This is a genomic window from Streptomyces mesophilus (assembly GCF_011044995.1).
GTDB classification, from domain to species: domain Bacteria; phylum Actinomycetota; class Actinomycetes; order Streptomycetales; family Streptomycetaceae; genus Streptomyces; species Streptomyces mesophilus.
Window position 1 is genome coordinate 1 of the sequence record NZ_JAAKZW010000216.1, and the last position, 14431, is coordinate 14431.

Below are 14431 nucleotides of genomic sequence, written 5' to 3' on the forward strand. Positions count from 1 at the left end.
GGCGGGCGTATGGGCACCGAGGCGGGCGACCCGAAGAGCACACAGCGCGGCACCGCGGCGGCCGAGGCGACAACCGCCGGGCGGGCCGCCCGCGTCCCCAAGTACTACCGCCTGAAGCGGCACTTGCTCGATATGACGGAGACGCTGCCGCCGGGCACGCCCGTACCGCCGGAGCGCACGCTCGCGGCCGAGTTCGACACCTCGCGCACCACCGTGCGCCAGGCGCTGCAGGAACTGGTGGTCGAGGGCCGGCTCGAGCGGATCCAGGGCAAGGGCACCTTCGTCGCCAAGCCCAAGGTCTCCCAGTCGCTCCAACTCACCTCGTACACCGAGGACATGCGGGCCCAGGGCCTCGAACCCACCTCGCAGCTCCTGGACATCGGCTACATCACCGCCGACGACCGGCTCGCCGAACTGCTCGACATCACCACCGGCGGCCGCGTCCTGCGCATCCAGCGCCTGCGGCTCGCGAACGCGGAGCCGATGGCCATCGAGACCACGCACCTGTCGGCCAAGCGCTTCCCGGCGCTGCGCCGCTCGCTGGTCAAGTACACCTCGCTGTACACCGCGCTCGCCGAGGTCTACGACGTGCATCTCGCCGAGGCCGAGGAGACCATCGAGACCTCCCTGGCCACGCCGACCGAGGCGGCCATGCTCGGCACGGACGTGGGCCTGCCCATGCTGATGCTGTCGCGGCACTCGGTGGACGCGGAGGGCAAGCCGGTGGAGTGGGTGCGCTCGGTGTACCGGGGCGACCGGTACAAGTTCGTGGCGCGTCTGAAGCGGCCGCAGGACTGAGACGCACGCCTGAAGCGGCCGCGGAACCAGGGCAGTTGGGCCTCTTCCGCCGCGCGGTGTAGCGCAGATCACATTCCTGCTCTACCGTCCTCCCGTCGCCGCATGAACGGGAGGGACGCCCGTGTCGACCGCAGTCACCGGCAGCAGGCCCGACAGGACCCGCTCCATCGTCATCTGGACCGTCGTCGCCCTCGTGGGCGCGGCGGGCTGGACCATGCTCGCCCTGTCGCGCGGCGAGGAGGTGTCGGCCGCCTGGATGGTGGCCGCCGCGCTCGGCTCGTACGCGATCGGTTATCGCTTCTACTCGAAGTTCATCGCGTACAAAGTCCTGAAGGTCGACAAGACGCGGGCCACTCCCGCCGAACGGCTCGACAACGGGATCGACTACCAGCCCACCGACCGCCGGGTGCTCTTCGGACACCACTTCGCCGCGATCTCCGGCGCGGGCCCGCTGGTCGGCCCGGTGCTCGCCGCGCAGATGGGCTATCTGCCCGGCACCATCTGGATCATCGCCGGCGTGATCTTCGCGGGCGCCGTCCAGGACATGGTGGTCCTGTTCTTCTCGACCCGCCGCAACGGCCGTTCGCTCGGCCAGATGGCGCGCGAGGAGATCGGCCCGGTGGGTGGCGCGGCCGCGCTGCTCGCGGTCTTCGCCATCATGATCATCCTGCTCGCGGTGCTCGCCCTCGTGGTCGTGAACGCGCTCGCCGAGTCCCCGTGGGGCACCTTCTCCATCGGGATGACCGTCCCGATCGCCCTGTTCATGGGCTTCTACCTGCGGGTGATCAGGCCGGGGCGGATCGCGGAGGTCTCGCTGATCGGTGTGGTCCTGCTGCTGCTCGCGCTGATCGCGGGCCGCTGGGTGGCCAAGTCCTCCTGGGCCGAGGCCTTCACGCTCAGCAAGGAGTCACTGGTCGTCTGGCTGGTGGCATACGCGTTCATCGCCTCCGTACTGCCGGTGTGGATGCTGCTCGCGCCACGCGACTATCTGTCGACGTTCATGAAGCTCGGCACCATCGGGCTGCTGTTCATCGGTGTCGTGGTCGCCGCGCCCACTCTGAAGATGGACGCGGTCACGGACTTCGCCACCCAGGGCACGGGCCCGGTCTTCGCCGGGTCGCTCTTCCCCTTCGTGTTCATCACCATCGCCTGCGGGGCCCTGTCCGGTTTCCACTCGCTGATCTCCTCGGGCACGACGCCGAAGATGGTCGAGAAGGAGACCCAGGTCCGCATGATCGGGTACGGCTCCATGCTGTTGGAGTCGTCCGTGGCGATCATGGCGATGATCGCGGCCTGTGTGCTCGACCCGGGCCTCTACTTCGGGATGAACTCGGCGCCCGCGGTGCTCGGCGAGACCGCCCAGGACTGGGTGAACACCATCCAGGGCTGGGGCTTCAGCCTCACCGAGGCCGATATGGCGGCGTACGCGAAGTCGGTCGAGGAGGCCTCTCTCTGGGGCCGTACGGGAGGCGCACCGACCTTCGCGATCGGGGTCGCCGACATCTTCGCGTCGGTGACCGGGGACGGGCTCAAGGCGTTCTGGTACCACTTCGCGATCATGTTCGAGGCGCTGTTCATCCTCACCGCCCTGGACGCCGGCACCCGCGTCGGCCGCTTCATGCTCCAGGACACCCTCGGCAATGTGTACAAGCCGCTCAAGCGCGTGAGCTGGTGGCCGGGCCTGATCGTCTGCAGCGCGATCGTGTGCGGCCTGTGGGGCTACTTCCTGTGGGTCGGCGTCCGCGATCCGCTCGGCGGGATCAACCAGCTCTTCCCGCTCTTCGGCATCTCCAACCAGCTGCTCGGCGCGGTCGCGCTCACGGTCTGCACCACGCTGCTCATCAAGTCCGGGCGGCTCAAGTGGGCCTGGGTGACGGGGATTCCGCTGATCTGGGTGGCGGTGACGACGCTCACCGCCAGCTGGCAGAAGGTGTTCTCCGGCGATCCGCGCGTCGGCTTCTTCGCGCAGGGCGACAAGGCGCAGGCGGCGATCGACAGCGGTCAGCTCGAGGGCAAGGCCCTTCAGGACGCCGAGACGATCGTCACCAACACCACGGTGGACGGCGTCCTTTCGGCGCTCTTCGCGGTCCTCGTCGTCGTGGTCATCGCCGACGCGGCCCGGGTGTGCATCAAGGCGATCCGCCATCCGGCGACGGTCGTCTCGCATGAGGAGCCGTACACGGAGTCCAAGTACGTGGCTCCGGCGCAGCTGTTCGCGACCAAGGAGGAGAAGGCCGAGCTGGCGGCGGCCGGCCTCGGGTCCGGTGGCGGACGCACCGACGGGCCACGGGAAGAGGTGGCTCCATGACCGTGAAGTCCGTCAAGTCCGCGAAGTCCGTCGGTGCCAAGATCTGGTGGTACGTACGGGAGTTGACCGGTGAGACGGCGTACGAACGCTATGTCGCCCACGTACGCAAAGACCATCCGGACGCTCCCGTGCAGAGCCGCCGCGCGTTCGAGCGGGAGCGCACCGACCGGCAGGAGGCGGATCCCCGGCAGGGGTTCCGCTGCTGCTGAGGCCGGACCTCCACCATCACGTCGTTCACATACGTGGGTAAAGCCCCTGTCCGGGGACCGATATGCGGACAGGGGCTTCCGTATCCCGGTCCGGCACCCCTAGATTTCGGCCGAGTTACACGGTGATCAAGGGGACGGAGCCACCATGCCGGAGCCGGCGACGGACACAGCAAGACCACAACGCAAGATAAGCACCAAATCGGTCGTCATCTGGACGCTCGTCGGGCTGATCGGCGCCACCGGCTGGGGCGTGCTCGCCCTCTCGCGCGGCGAGGAGATCTCGGCGGCCTGGCTGCTCGCGGCGGCCCTCGGCTCGTATGCGATCGCGTACCGCTTCTACTCGAAGTTCATCGCCAACCGGGTCCTGAAGGTCGACAAGAAGCGCGCCACCCCGGCCGAGCGCCTCGACAACGGTGTCGACTTCCATCCCACCGACCGCCGCGTGCTCTTCGGCCACCACTTCGCGGCCGTCGCGGGTGCGGGTCCGCTGGTCGGCCCGGTGCTCGCCGCGCAGATGGGCTATCTGCCGGGCACCATCTGGATCGTGGCCGGCGTGATCTTCGCCGGCGCCGTCCAGGACATGGTGGTGCTGTTCTTCTCGACCCGGCGTAACGGCAAGTCGCTCGGGCAGATGGCCCGCGACGAGATCGGCCCCTTCGGCGGCGCCGCCGCGCTGGTCGCCGTGTTCGCCATCATGATCATCCTGCTCGCGGTGCTCGCCCTGGTGATCGTGAACGCGCTCGCGCACTCGCCCTGGGGTGTCTTCTCCATCGCGATGACCATCCCGATCGCCCTGTTCATGGGCGTCTACCTGCGTATCCTCCGCCCGGGCCGGGTCACCGAGGTCTCGGTCCTCGGCGTCGCGCTGCTGCTGCTCGCGATCGTCTCCGGCCGCTGGGTCGCCGAGTCCTCCTGGGCCGAGGCGTTCACGCTCGCGCCGTCCTCGCTGGTCATCTGGATGGTGGCATACGGCTTCCTGGCCTCGGTCCTGCCGGTCTGGATGCTGCTCGCCCCGCGCGACTACCTCTCCACCTTCATGAAGATCGGCACGATCGTGCTGCTCGCGCTCGGAGTCGTGATCGCGATGCCGACCATGAAGATGGACGCGGTCACGGAGTTCGCCACCAGCGGCGCCGGTCCGGTCTTCGCGGGCTCGATGTTCCCGTTCGTCTTCATCACGATCGCCTGTGGCGCCCTGTCCGGCTTCCACGCGCTGGTCTCCTCCGGCACGACGCCGAAGATGGTGCAGAAGGAGACGCAGGTCCGGCTGATCGGCTACGGCTCGATGCTCACCGAGTCGTTCGTCGCGATCATGGCCGTGATCTGTGCCTGCATCCTGGAGCCCGGCCTGTACTTCGCGGTCAACTCGCCCGCGGGCGTGCTCGGCCCGACGCTGGAGTCCGCCTCCGAGGCGGTGAAGAGCTTCGGCTTCAGCATCGACCCCGCCACCCTCGCCCAGGCTGCCAAGGACGTCGGCGAACCGTCCATCACCTCCAAGACCGGTGGCGCCCCGACCTTCGCGCTCGGCATGTCGGAGATCTTCTCGGCCGTGATCGGCGGCGCCGGGATGAAGGCCTTCTGGTATCACTTCGCGATCATGTTCGAGGCCCTCTTCATCCTCACTACCGTGGACGCCGGTACCCGCGTGGGCCGCTTCATGCTCCAGGACACCCTGGGCAACATCTACAAGCCGCTCAAGCGCGTCAGCTGGTGGCCTGGCGTCTGGCTGACGAGTGCGATCGTGGTCGGCGGCTGGGGCTACTTCCTGTGGGTCGGCGTGCACGACCCACTGGGCGGCATCAACCAGCTCTTCCCGCTCTTCGGTATCGCCAACCAACTGCTCGCCGCGGTAGCCCTCGCCGTCTGTACGACGCTGCTCATCAAGTCGGGCCGCCTCAAGTGGGCCTGGGTGACGGGAATTCCACTGCTCTGGGATGTCGCCGTGACCCTGACCGCGAGCTGGCAGAAGGTGTTCTCGGACGACGTCAAGGTCGGCTTCTTCGCCCAGCGCAAGGCCTACCAGGACGCGCTCGACTCGGGCGCCGAGTCCTTCGGCACGGCGAAGACCAGGGACGCGATGGAGACCATCGTCACCAACGCCACGGTGGACGGCGTGCTCTCCGCGCTCTTCGCGATCCTGATCATCATCGTCCTGGCCGACGCGACCCGCGTCTGCGTCAAGGCGATCCGCAACCCGGGTACGGCCGAACTCAAGGAAGCCGAGTACGTCGAGTCCAAGATCGTGGCACCCGCGGGTCTGTGGCCGACGGCCGAGGAGAAGGCGGAGCTGGCGGCGGCGGCGGGCGCGGCCGGCTCGGACGGCACGTCCGGCGGTACGCCGGTGGCGGCCGGGAAGCCCTGATGACGCTCCTCAAGGAGATCCGCTACTGGTGGCGCGAGCTGTCGGGTGAATCGGTCTACGACCGGTACGCGGCCCACGCCCGCTCCCACGGCCAAGTGCCGAAATCCCGGCGGGAGTTCGAGCGGGAACGGATGGACGCCAGGGAGGCGGACCCCCGGGAGGGGTTCCGCTGCTGCTGAGCAGTACGTAGGGGGTGGCCCCCGGTGCGAGAGGTTCTCGCACCGGGGGCCACTGCCATTGCCCGGCCGGGTAATTGCGTCGACAACGCCCCACGCCGCCCGGCAAGGTGGTCGCCCGTGACGAGCAGTGAAATGTGGACACAAGCGACCGCCGAACGCTACGACACCGAAGAGGCCGAGTTGTCCTCGGCCGCCGCACTCGGACCGACCCTCGACTTCCTCGCCGAACTCGCCGGAGACGGCCGTGCGTTGGAGTTCGCCATCGGGACGGGACGCGTGGGCATCCCCCTGCGCGAACGCGGCGTACCGGTGGCGGGCATCGAACTCTCCGAGCCCATGGCCGCGGTACTGCGCCGCAAGGCCGACGAGGAGACCCTCCCGGTGACCATGGGAGACATGGCCACCACCGTCGTCCCCGGCGCGTTCTCCCTGGTCTACCTCGTCTACAACACGATCACGAACCTGCTCACCCAGGACGAGCAGGTCGAGTGCTTCCGCAACGCGGCCCGCCATCTCGCGCCCGGCGGCCGCTTCGTCATCGAGCTGGGCGTGCCGCCGCTGCGCTTCCTTCCGCCCGGCCAGGTCGCCGTGCCGTTCGACGTCTCCGAACGCCATCTCGGCTTCGACACCTTCGACCTGGTCGAGCAGATCCTCGTCTCGCACCACTTCACCCGGGACGGCGCCGACGGCTCCTACCGCCGCGACGCCTCCCGGCACCGGTACGCCTGGCCGGCGGAACTCGACCTGATGGCCAAGCTCGCCGGCCTGCAACTGGAGAAGCGCGTCGCGGACTGGGACGGAACCCCGTTCACCCAGGAGTCCGCGAAGCACATCTCCGTCTGGCGCAAGCCTCTCTGAACGGCCGCCGCCCCTCCGACTAGAACTCGTCGTCGAACGACACCGAGCCCTCGACCGCCACCTGGTACGCCGACGGCCGCCGCTCGAAGAAGTTGGTCAGCTCCTGGACGCCCTGGAGTTCCATGAAGGAGAAGGGGTTCTCGGAGCCGTAGAGCGGCGCGAACCCGAGGCGTACGAGGCGCTGGTCGGCCACGCACTCCAGGTACTGGCGCATCGACTCGGTGTTCATGCCGGGCAGGCCCTCGCCGCACAGATCGCGGCCGAACTGCAGCTCGGCCTCCACGGCTTCCTTCAGCATGTCCGTGACCTGCTCCTGGAGAGCATCGTCAAAGAGCTCCGGCTCTTCCTTGCGGACGGTGTCCACGACCTCGAACGCGAAGTTCATATGCATAGTTTCGTCCCGGAACACCCAGTTCGTCCCCGTGGCGAGCCCGTGCAGCAGCCCCCGCGAGCGGAACCAGTACACGTACGCGAAAGCGCCGTAGAAGAAGAGTCCCTCGATGCAGGCCGCGAAGCAGATCAGGTTGAGGAGGAAGCGGCGGCGGTCGGCCTTGGACTCCAGGCGGTCGATCGATTCGACCGAGTCCATCCACTTGAAGCAGAACTCCGCCTTCTCCTTGATGGACGGAATGTTCTCCACCGCCGCGAAGGCCGCCGTCCGGTCCTCCGGGTCGGGCAGGTAGGTGTCCAGGAGCGTCAAGTAGAACTGGACGTGCACGGCCTCCTCGAAGAGCTGGCGCGAGAGATAGAGCCGCGCCTCCGGGGAGTTGATGTGCTTGTAGAGCGTCAGGACCAGGTTGTTCGCCACGATCGAGTCGCCCGTCGCGAAGAACGCGACCAGGCGGCCGATCATGTGCTGCTCGCCGGGCGAGAGCTTCGCGAGGTCGGAGACGTCGGAGTGGAGGTCGACCTCCTCGACGGTCCAGGTGTTCTTGATCGCGTCCCGGTAGCGCTCGTAGAAGTCGGGGTAGCGCATGGGGCGGAGGGTGAGTTCGAAGCCCGGGTCGAGCAGGTTCTTCGTAAACACAGCCTTGACGGCGGATTCGGGTGCGGTGGTCATTACTGGCAGGCCTCGCAGGACTCGGGGTTTTCCAGGGAGCAGGCGAGCGCTTCTTCGTCGGTCGCCTGCTGGACGGGCGTCTGCTGGACGGGCACGGGCGCGGCTTCCGTGCGGACGCCGCCGGCCGCGCGGGCGATCCTCGTCGCCGGGCGCGAGCGCAGGTAGTACGTGGTCTTCAGGCCCTGCTTCCAGGCGTACGCGTACATCGAGCTCAACTTGCCGATGGTGGGCGTCTCGAGGAAGAGGTTCAGGGACTGGGACTGGTCGAGGAAGGGGGTGCGGGCGGCGGCCATGTCGATCAGGCCGCGCTGCGGGATCTCCCAGGCGGTGCGGTACAGCGCGCGGACATCGGCCGGAATCCAACTGAAGCCCTGGACCGAGCCGTTGGACTCGCGCAGCGCCTCGCGGGTCTGGGCGTCCCAGACGCCGAGCGCCTTCAGCTCGTCGACCAAGTAGGCGTTGACCTGGAGGAATTCACCGCTGAGCGTCTCGCGCTTGAAGAGGTTGGAGACCTGGGGCTCGATGCACTCGTAGACGCCGGCGATCGAGGCGATGGTGGCGGTCGGTGCGATGGCCAGGAGGAGGGAGTTGCGCATGCCGGTCGACGCGATGCGCTCACGCAGGGCCGCCCAGCGCTCGGGCCACTGCAGCGAGACGTCGTAGTGGTCGGGGTGCAGGACTCCGCGGGCGGCGCGGGTCTTGTCCCAGGCCGGCAGCGGGCCTTCGCGTTCGGCGAGGTCGCAGGAGGCCTCGTATGCCGCGAGCATGATGCGTTCGGCGATACGGGTGGACAGGGCGCGCGCTTCGGGTGAGTCGAAGGGCAGCCGGAGCTTGAAGAAGACGTCCTGCAAGCCCATCGCGCCGAGGCCCACCGGGCGCCAGCGGGCGTTGGAGCGGCCGGCCTGCTCGGTCGGGTAGAAGTTGATGTCGACGACGCGGTCCAGGAAGGTGACCGCGGTGCGGACGGTCTCGTCGAGCCGGTCCCAGTCCAGGTCGCCGGACGCGAGCACGAACGAGCCGAGGTTGACCGAGCCGAGGTTGCAGACGGCCGTCTCCCCGTCGTCCGTCACCTCCAGGATCTCGGTGCACAGGTTCGAGGAGTGGACGGTGTGGCCGGGCTCCGCGGTCTGGTTGGCGGTGCGGTTGGCGGCGTCCTTGAAGGTCATCCAGCCGTTGCCGGTCTGCGCGAGGGTGCGCATCATGCGGCCGTACAGGTCGCGGGCCGGGATGGTCTTCTGGGCCAGTCCGGCGGCCTCCGCCTTGCGGTACGCGGCGTCGAACGCGTCGCCCCACAGGTCCACGAGCTCGGGTACGTCGGCCGGCGAGAACAGCGACCAGTCGCCGCCGGACTCGACGCGGCGCATGAACTCGTCGGGGATCCAGTGCGCGAGGTTGAGGTTGTGGGTGCGGCGGGCGTCCTCGCCGGTGTTGTCGCGCAGTTCGAGGAACTCCTCGATGTCCGCGTGCCAGGTCTCCAGGTAGACGGCGGCGGCGCCCTTCCTGCGTCCGCCCTGGTTCACGGCGGCCACGGACGCGTCGAGGGTCTTGAGGAACGGCACGATGCCGTTGGAGTGCCCGTTCGTACCGCGGATCAGTGAACCGCGGGCGCGGATACGGGAGTACGCGAGGCCGATGCCGCCGGCGTGCTTGGAGAGGCGGGCGACCTGGTGGTAGCGGTCGTAGATGGAGTCGAGCTCGTCGAGCGGTGAGTCGAGCAGGTAGCAGGAGGACATCTGCGGGTGGCGGGTGCCGGAGTTGAAGAGGGTCGGCGAGGACGGCAGGTAGTCCAGGCGGCTCATCAGGCCGTACAGGGCGGCCACTTCGTCGACCGCGCCGGCCGACTCGTCGGCGGCGAGTCCGGCGGCCACGCGCAGCATGAAGTGCTGGGGGGTCTCGATGACCTTGCGGGTGATCGGGTGGCGCAGAAGGTAGCGGGAGTAGACCGTGCGCAGGCCGAAGTAGCCGAAGCGGTCGTCGGCGCCTTCGTCGATCAGCGCGTCGAGGCGGGCTTGGTGGGTCCAGGTGAACTCGGCGGTCCGGTCGGCGATCAGGCCTTCACGGTGGCCGGCCGAGACGGACTCGGTGAAGGTGCGCACGCCCTGCGAGGCGGCTTCGGCGGCGATGGCGAGCGTGAGGAGGCGGGCGGCGAGCCGGGAGTACGCGGGGTCGTCGCCGATCAGTCCGGCGGCCGCTTCCGTGGCCAGTTCCCGCAGTTCGGCCTCGTCGGCCCGGGCGCTGCGGCCGCGGAGCGCGGCGGCGGCGACCCGGCCGGGGTCGGCGGCGGGAAGGTCGGCGGTCAGCTCGGTGAGGGTCCGCAGCAGGGCTGTGCCGGGCTGGTCGGCTGCTTCCTGTGCGCTCTGCTCACCGGCTTCGGCCCGGACGGTGGCGGGATCCACGGGCGCGATGGTCACGGGGGTGCACTCCTCGCTCGGCTCTGGGCCGTACGGCGAGGGGGCGTGCACGAGGCGTGCGCGGGCAGGGCGCACCACTCCGCGTCCACCGGCCCATTCCGCGAGGCCCGGACGTCAACGGCACCCGGACCGGTCGGCTCGGGTGCGCTCTCGGCAGGTGCTCGGACTCACGGGGCGCCCTTTGCGTACGCCTCGTTCACCGTTGCGGGACAGTTCCGGACTTGCACCGGATTCCCCTGCGGCGACAGCGAGGTTGAGCATACATGTTGTGGTGGCCGTCGTCGGTAACCCCACATGTTGTGTTGGCGGCGGGGCTCTTTCGTCGCCCCGGCTGCGGGCCTGCGCGACTCAGAGCGTCAGCACGTACGTGAGCAGCAGCAGGTCGTCGCGGTCCGCGAGCGGATTCCAGTCCCGCTCCGGCGTCCGTACGAAGCCGAGCCGTTCGTAGATGCGGTGGGCGCTGTGCATCATGTGCTGGGTCGAGAGCGCGACGCCCGTACAGCCGGCCGCCCGCGCCCGGTCGACGCAGGCCCGCACCAGCGCCTCCCCCGCCCCGCGCCCTCGTCCGAAGGGGGCGATGGCCAACGCGCGGAACTCCGCCTCGCCCGGCCGGGAGACCTGGGCTTGCGGAGTTCCGTGCAGCGCGAAGGTGACGCCGCCGAGCAGTTGGCCGCCGTCGACCGCGACCAGGACCTCGGAGGTGGCGGCGCGGCCCGCGACATCGCGCAGGGTCGGGATGTACGGGTCTTCCTCGCCGTAGTCGAGCAGGCCGTCGGCCAGATAGACCTGGACGGTGAGGTCGCCGAGCGGGGCGTACTCCTCGGGCAGCGCGGGCCTGATGGTGAAGTCCATGGCCGCATTCTGCCGTCCCGGGAGCGGGGCGGATCAAGCGGATTACGCGGCCCGGGAGTGCGCGGCACGCTCCGCGCCGCGGCGCGCGGGGAGCAGGTGGACGCGGGCGGATCGGGGCGCCTGCTGCCCGGCCTGCTTCAACTGCCGGTCGATACGGCGGTCTTGGACGTGGCCGAGGAACGAGGGCGCCGCGAGGAGGGCGAAGAGGACGAGGACGGTGAACCAGTCGAGGAGGGCGTTTGTGTTCATGTCCCTACGATCCCGCGTACGGCCGCCCACGAGCAGTGGCAGGACTGTCATGCACCCTCGATTTCCTGCCAGTTACGCGGCACACTGGCAGACATGCTGAAAAACGTGGCCGCAGTGCTGCTCGACGGTGTGCATCCCTTCGAACTCGGCGTGGTCTGCGAGGTGTTCGGCCTCGACCGCAGCGACGAGGGGCTGCCGGTGTACGACTTCGCGGTGGCCTCCGCGGACGGCCCCGAGCTGTCCACGCACGCGGGGTTCACGATCACCACCGCGCATGGCCTCGAGCGGCTCGAAGAGGCCGATCTGATCGCGATACCCGCGGGGCAGGCGTATGTGAACCGGGAGTTCCCCGAGGAGCTGATCGCCGCGCTGCACAGGGCGATCGACCGAGGGGCGCGGCTCCTCTCCGTCTGCTCGGGGGTCTTCGTGCTCGGCGCCGCGGGACTGCTCGACGGGCGCAGCTGCGCGGTGCACTGGAAGCATGCGCAGGAGCTGGCGATCCGCTATCCGCGGGCCCGGGTCGAGCCCGATGTCCTGTACGTGGACGACGGCCCTGTGATCACCTCGGCCGGTACGGCGGCGGGGATCGACGCGTGCCTGCACATCGTGCGCCAGGAGCACGGCACGGAGGTCGCCAACGCGATCGCCCGGCGCATGGTCGTACCGCCTCATCGGGACGGCGGCCAGGCGCAGTTCGTGTCCCGCCCCCTGCCGCGTACGGCCTGCGACACGGTGGGCGGCGTCCTGGCGTGGATGGAGCGGCATCTCGACGAGGAGATCACCGTCGAGCAGCTCGCGGAGCGGGCGCTGATGTCGCCGCGGACCTTCGCGCGGCGCTTCAAGGAGGAGACCGGTACGACGCCGTACCGGTGGCTGCTTCGCCAACGGCTGCTCCTCGCCCAGGAGTTGCTGGAGGGCTCGGCGGAGACGGTGGACGCGATCGCGGGGCGCGCCGGCTTCGGGAACGCGGCGGCGCTGCGCCATCAGTTCCTGCGCGCGCTGGGCACGACGCCGAACACGTACCGGCGGACGTTCCAGGGGCCGTCCCGCGCTGCCTGAACTCCCTTCAGGCAGCGCGGACTTCAGGCGTCACTCGTTGGGGACGACCGGGTAGCGGGGCGTGCCCTCTTCCATCTGGCGCAGGGCGTCCTTGCGGTCGCGCTTCGACAGCCGGTCGATGTACAGGTAGCCGTACAGGTGGTCCGTCTCGTGCTGCAGGCAGCGCGCGAAGTAGCCGGTGCCGCGGACCTTGATCGGGTTGCCCTTCTCGTCCTGGCCCGTGACCTCGGCGTAGTCGGGACGGGCGAGGGAGACGTACGCGGTCGGTACGGAGAGGCAGCCCTCGTTGGCGTCGTCGAGGACGCGGCGGTCGGCCGGGAGCTCGGTGAGCACGGGGTTGACGACGACGCCGGTGTGGCGGGCGCCCTGGTCGTCGGGGCAGTCGTAGACGAAGACCTTCTTGTCGACGCCGATCTGGTTGGCGGCCAGGCCCACGCCCTCGGCCGTGTGCTGGCTGGCGAACATGTCGTCCACCAGCTGCGCCAGCTCGTCGTCGAACTCCGTGACGTCCTTGCACTCCTTGTGCAGCACGGGGTTGCCGACGACGGTGATCGGGCGGGACGTGCCGCGCTCGCGGTAGGCGGCCTCGCGCTCCTCACAGTCCTCGGTGTCGATGACGTATCCCTCGTCGTCGACCGGGAGCACTCCGCCCGCCTGCTGCTGTTCGGTCATTCCGCCGTATGCCTTCCTCGACAGTCCATGTGATGGTCCCCAAGCCTACGGGCAGCGGGAGGCCGGGGTTCTTGAGGGCTGGGTATCCCGGGGTTCACAGGCGCTCCTATTCGTCGCGCCTGTCAACAGACCTCTTCGAGATCCCGCCAGTCCCTGGAGTCCGGGCTGTCCGCGACCCAGCCGTCGAGCAGGCCCCGTACGAGACCGGGAGGCGCCGCGATACCGCACTCGCGCTCGGGCACCCACAGGGCGCCGGCGGTGCGGTGGCCGAGGGGCCCCGGGTGGCCGGGCTCGCTGTGGTCGTGCGGGTCGAGGTGCTCGCCGTCGCCCTCGTCGGAGGGCATCCGGGACTCGGAGCACATGCGGCAGAGCAGCCGTACGGAGGAGGACCAGTCCTCGGCGGCGAACCCGGCGTCGGCGGCCAGCTTCTCCAGGGCGTCGCGGTCGGCCTCGGTGGCGGCTTCGAGCAGCACGACCCAGGTGGGTACGGGGGACGGCGCCCAGAGCTCGATCTCGTCGAACACGGGGAAGGACTGGCCGGCCGCCGTGGTGCGCTCACCGTGGGGTACGCCGTCGTGCAGGACGACCTCGCCCCAGCGGCGGCCGCTGCTGGGCAGCGGGATGGACAGGACCTCGATGCGTGCCGGGTCGAGCCGGCGTCCCCAGACGACCTCGGCCTCGCCCTCGGGCGAGAGGCGTACGGCCGCGCTGCCCAGCTCCATGCCGAGCGGTTCGCCCGAGCCCACGGCGCCGCCGGGGACCTTCAGGCCGTACGCCTGCCAGGCGCGGCGGGCCAGGGGCCAGTCCTGGAGTGCGGTGGCGGCGATGCCGACGTTCCACCAGTCGGGGGCACCGGTCTCGCGGTCGAGGAGGGCCACGGCGCGCAGTCCCGCGGCGCGGGCCTGTTCCCAGTCGTGGCGGAACTTGTGCAGGAGCGCGAGGTTGAACCAGGACTCGGACAGCCAGGGCTCGAGGTCGGCGGCGCGTGTCAGGAGCGCGCCGGCGTCCTCGTACCGGCCGTCGCCGATGAGCGTGAACGCGCGGTCGGTGGCCTGCCGCCATGAGGCGGAGGGCCGGTGCCGTCCCTTGCCGAAGATCCTCACGATTCCCGCCTGCGGTCGGTGTCTCTGGCGCGCCCCGTCGCGGCCGTGTCCATCGTGCTGCCTTGCCGTCTTGCGTACATTCGCATCCAACCATGCCGGGTTGGAAGGCCGCTCATTACCCATGGGTTACCCGTCCCTCGGGGCCCGCACCCGTACGGTGCCCGTCTCCCGCGGGGCTACGCCCCTTGCTTGCTGCTCCGTCACCCTTCGGCGGATGGGTTACGGGGTCTCAGCCCCCGTATCCCCTGGTGCTGCGCCACTCCGCGGCACGGGGGAACCCCCGGCGCCGACGCCCCCGCACAGCTCACCCC

13 protein-coding genes and 1 riboswitch are annotated in these 14431 nt (G+C 69.6%); of the genes, 7 read left to right on the forward strand and 6 right to left on the reverse strand.

Annotated features, from left to right (window positions below; genetic code table 11):
- The first annotated feature begins 9 nt into the window (after positions 1-9).
- From G6045_RS32915 to G6045_RS32940, 6 genes are all read left to right on the forward strand, one after another.
- Positions 10-798 carry a GntR family transcriptional regulator gene (locus G6045_RS32915; protein ID WP_235968473.1) on the forward strand — a complete coding sequence of 263 codons (789 nt, stop codon included), beginning with the start codon at positions 10-12 and terminating at the stop codon, positions 796-798.
- Between the two features lie 214 nt (positions 799-1012).
- A complete protein-coding gene (locus G6045_RS32920; RefSeq protein WP_165335850.1) occupies positions 1013-3106 on the forward strand; it encodes a carbon starvation CstA family protein in 2094 nt (697 codons plus the stop codon).
- Positions 3103-3315: a YbdD/YjiX family protein gene (locus tag G6045_RS32925; protein ID WP_165335840.1), complete on the forward strand. Its 213-nt coding sequence runs from the start codon at positions 3103-3105 to the stop codon at positions 3313-3315. Before G6045_RS32920 ends, G6045_RS32925 begins: the two co-directional genes overlap by 4 nt.
- Before the next feature lie 145 nt (positions 3316-3460).
- The gene (locus G6045_RS32930; protein WP_206344507.1) at positions 3461-5677 is read left to right on the forward strand and encodes a carbon starvation CstA family protein; all 2217 of its coding nucleotides are present in this window, start codon (positions 3461-3463) and stop codon (positions 5675-5677) included.
- On the forward strand, positions 5677-5856 hold the full coding sequence (locus G6045_RS32935) for a YbdD/YjiX family protein (RefSeq protein WP_165335841.1): 180 nt from the start codon (positions 5677-5679) through the stop codon (positions 5854-5856). Before G6045_RS32930 ends, G6045_RS32935 begins: the two co-directional genes overlap by 1 nt.
- Before the next feature lie 117 nt (positions 5857-5973).
- Positions 5974-6714 carry a class I SAM-dependent DNA methyltransferase gene (locus tag G6045_RS32940; protein WP_165335842.1) on the forward strand — a complete coding sequence of 247 codons (741 nt, stop codon included), beginning with the start codon at positions 5974-5976 and terminating at the stop codon, positions 6712-6714.
- Positions 6715-6733: 19 nt separating this feature from the next.
- On the opposite strand, the gene G6045_RS32945 is transcribed toward G6045_RS32940, so the two are convergent.
- The 4 genes from G6045_RS32945 to G6045_RS32960 form a co-directional block, all read right to left on the reverse strand.
- Entirely contained in the window at positions 6734-7774 is a 1041-nt protein-coding gene (locus G6045_RS32945; RefSeq protein ID WP_165335843.1) for a ribonucleotide-diphosphate reductase subunit beta, read from the reverse strand.
- Entirely contained in the window at positions 7774-10185 is a 2412-nt protein-coding gene (locus G6045_RS32950) for a ribonucleoside-diphosphate reductase subunit alpha (RefSeq protein ID WP_165335844.1), read from the reverse strand. The genes G6045_RS32945 and G6045_RS32950 overlap by 1 nt, the downstream gene beginning before the upstream one ends.
- A 135-nt stretch (positions 10186-10320) precedes the next feature.
- A riboswitch (cobalamin riboswitch) is annotated at positions 10321-10452 on the reverse strand.
- A gap of 81 nt (positions 10453-10533) precedes the next feature.
- Positions 10534-11037, reverse strand: a complete 504-nt coding sequence (locus G6045_RS32955; protein ID WP_165335845.1) for a GNAT family N-acetyltransferase — start codon at positions 11035-11037, stop codon at positions 10534-10536.
- A gap of 42 nt (positions 11038-11079) precedes the next feature.
- Positions 11080-11286: a hypothetical protein gene (locus tag G6045_RS32960; RefSeq protein WP_165335846.1), complete on the reverse strand. Its 207-nt coding sequence runs from the start codon at positions 11284-11286 to the stop codon at positions 11080-11082.
- A 93-nt stretch (positions 11287-11379) separates the two neighbouring features.
- Between G6045_RS32960 and G6045_RS32965 the strand changes: the two genes are divergently transcribed.
- Entirely contained in the window at positions 11380-12345 is a 966-nt protein-coding gene (locus G6045_RS32965; protein WP_165335847.1) for a helix-turn-helix domain-containing protein, read from the forward strand.
- Positions 12346-12375: 30 nt separating this feature from the next.
- On the opposite strand, the gene def is transcribed toward G6045_RS32965, so the two are convergent.
- Together def and G6045_RS32975 are read right to left on the reverse strand one after the other, a co-directional pair.
- A complete protein-coding gene (def, locus tag G6045_RS32970) occupies positions 12376-13017 on the reverse strand; it encodes a peptide deformylase (RefSeq protein WP_165335848.1) in 642 nt (213 codons plus the stop codon).
- Positions 13018-13139: 122 nt separating this feature from the next.
- Positions 13140-14120, reverse strand: a complete 981-nt coding sequence (locus G6045_RS32975; RefSeq protein WP_165335849.1) for a tetratricopeptide repeat protein — start codon at positions 14118-14120, stop codon at positions 13140-13142.
- Between the last annotated feature and the right edge of the window lie 311 nt (positions 14121-14431).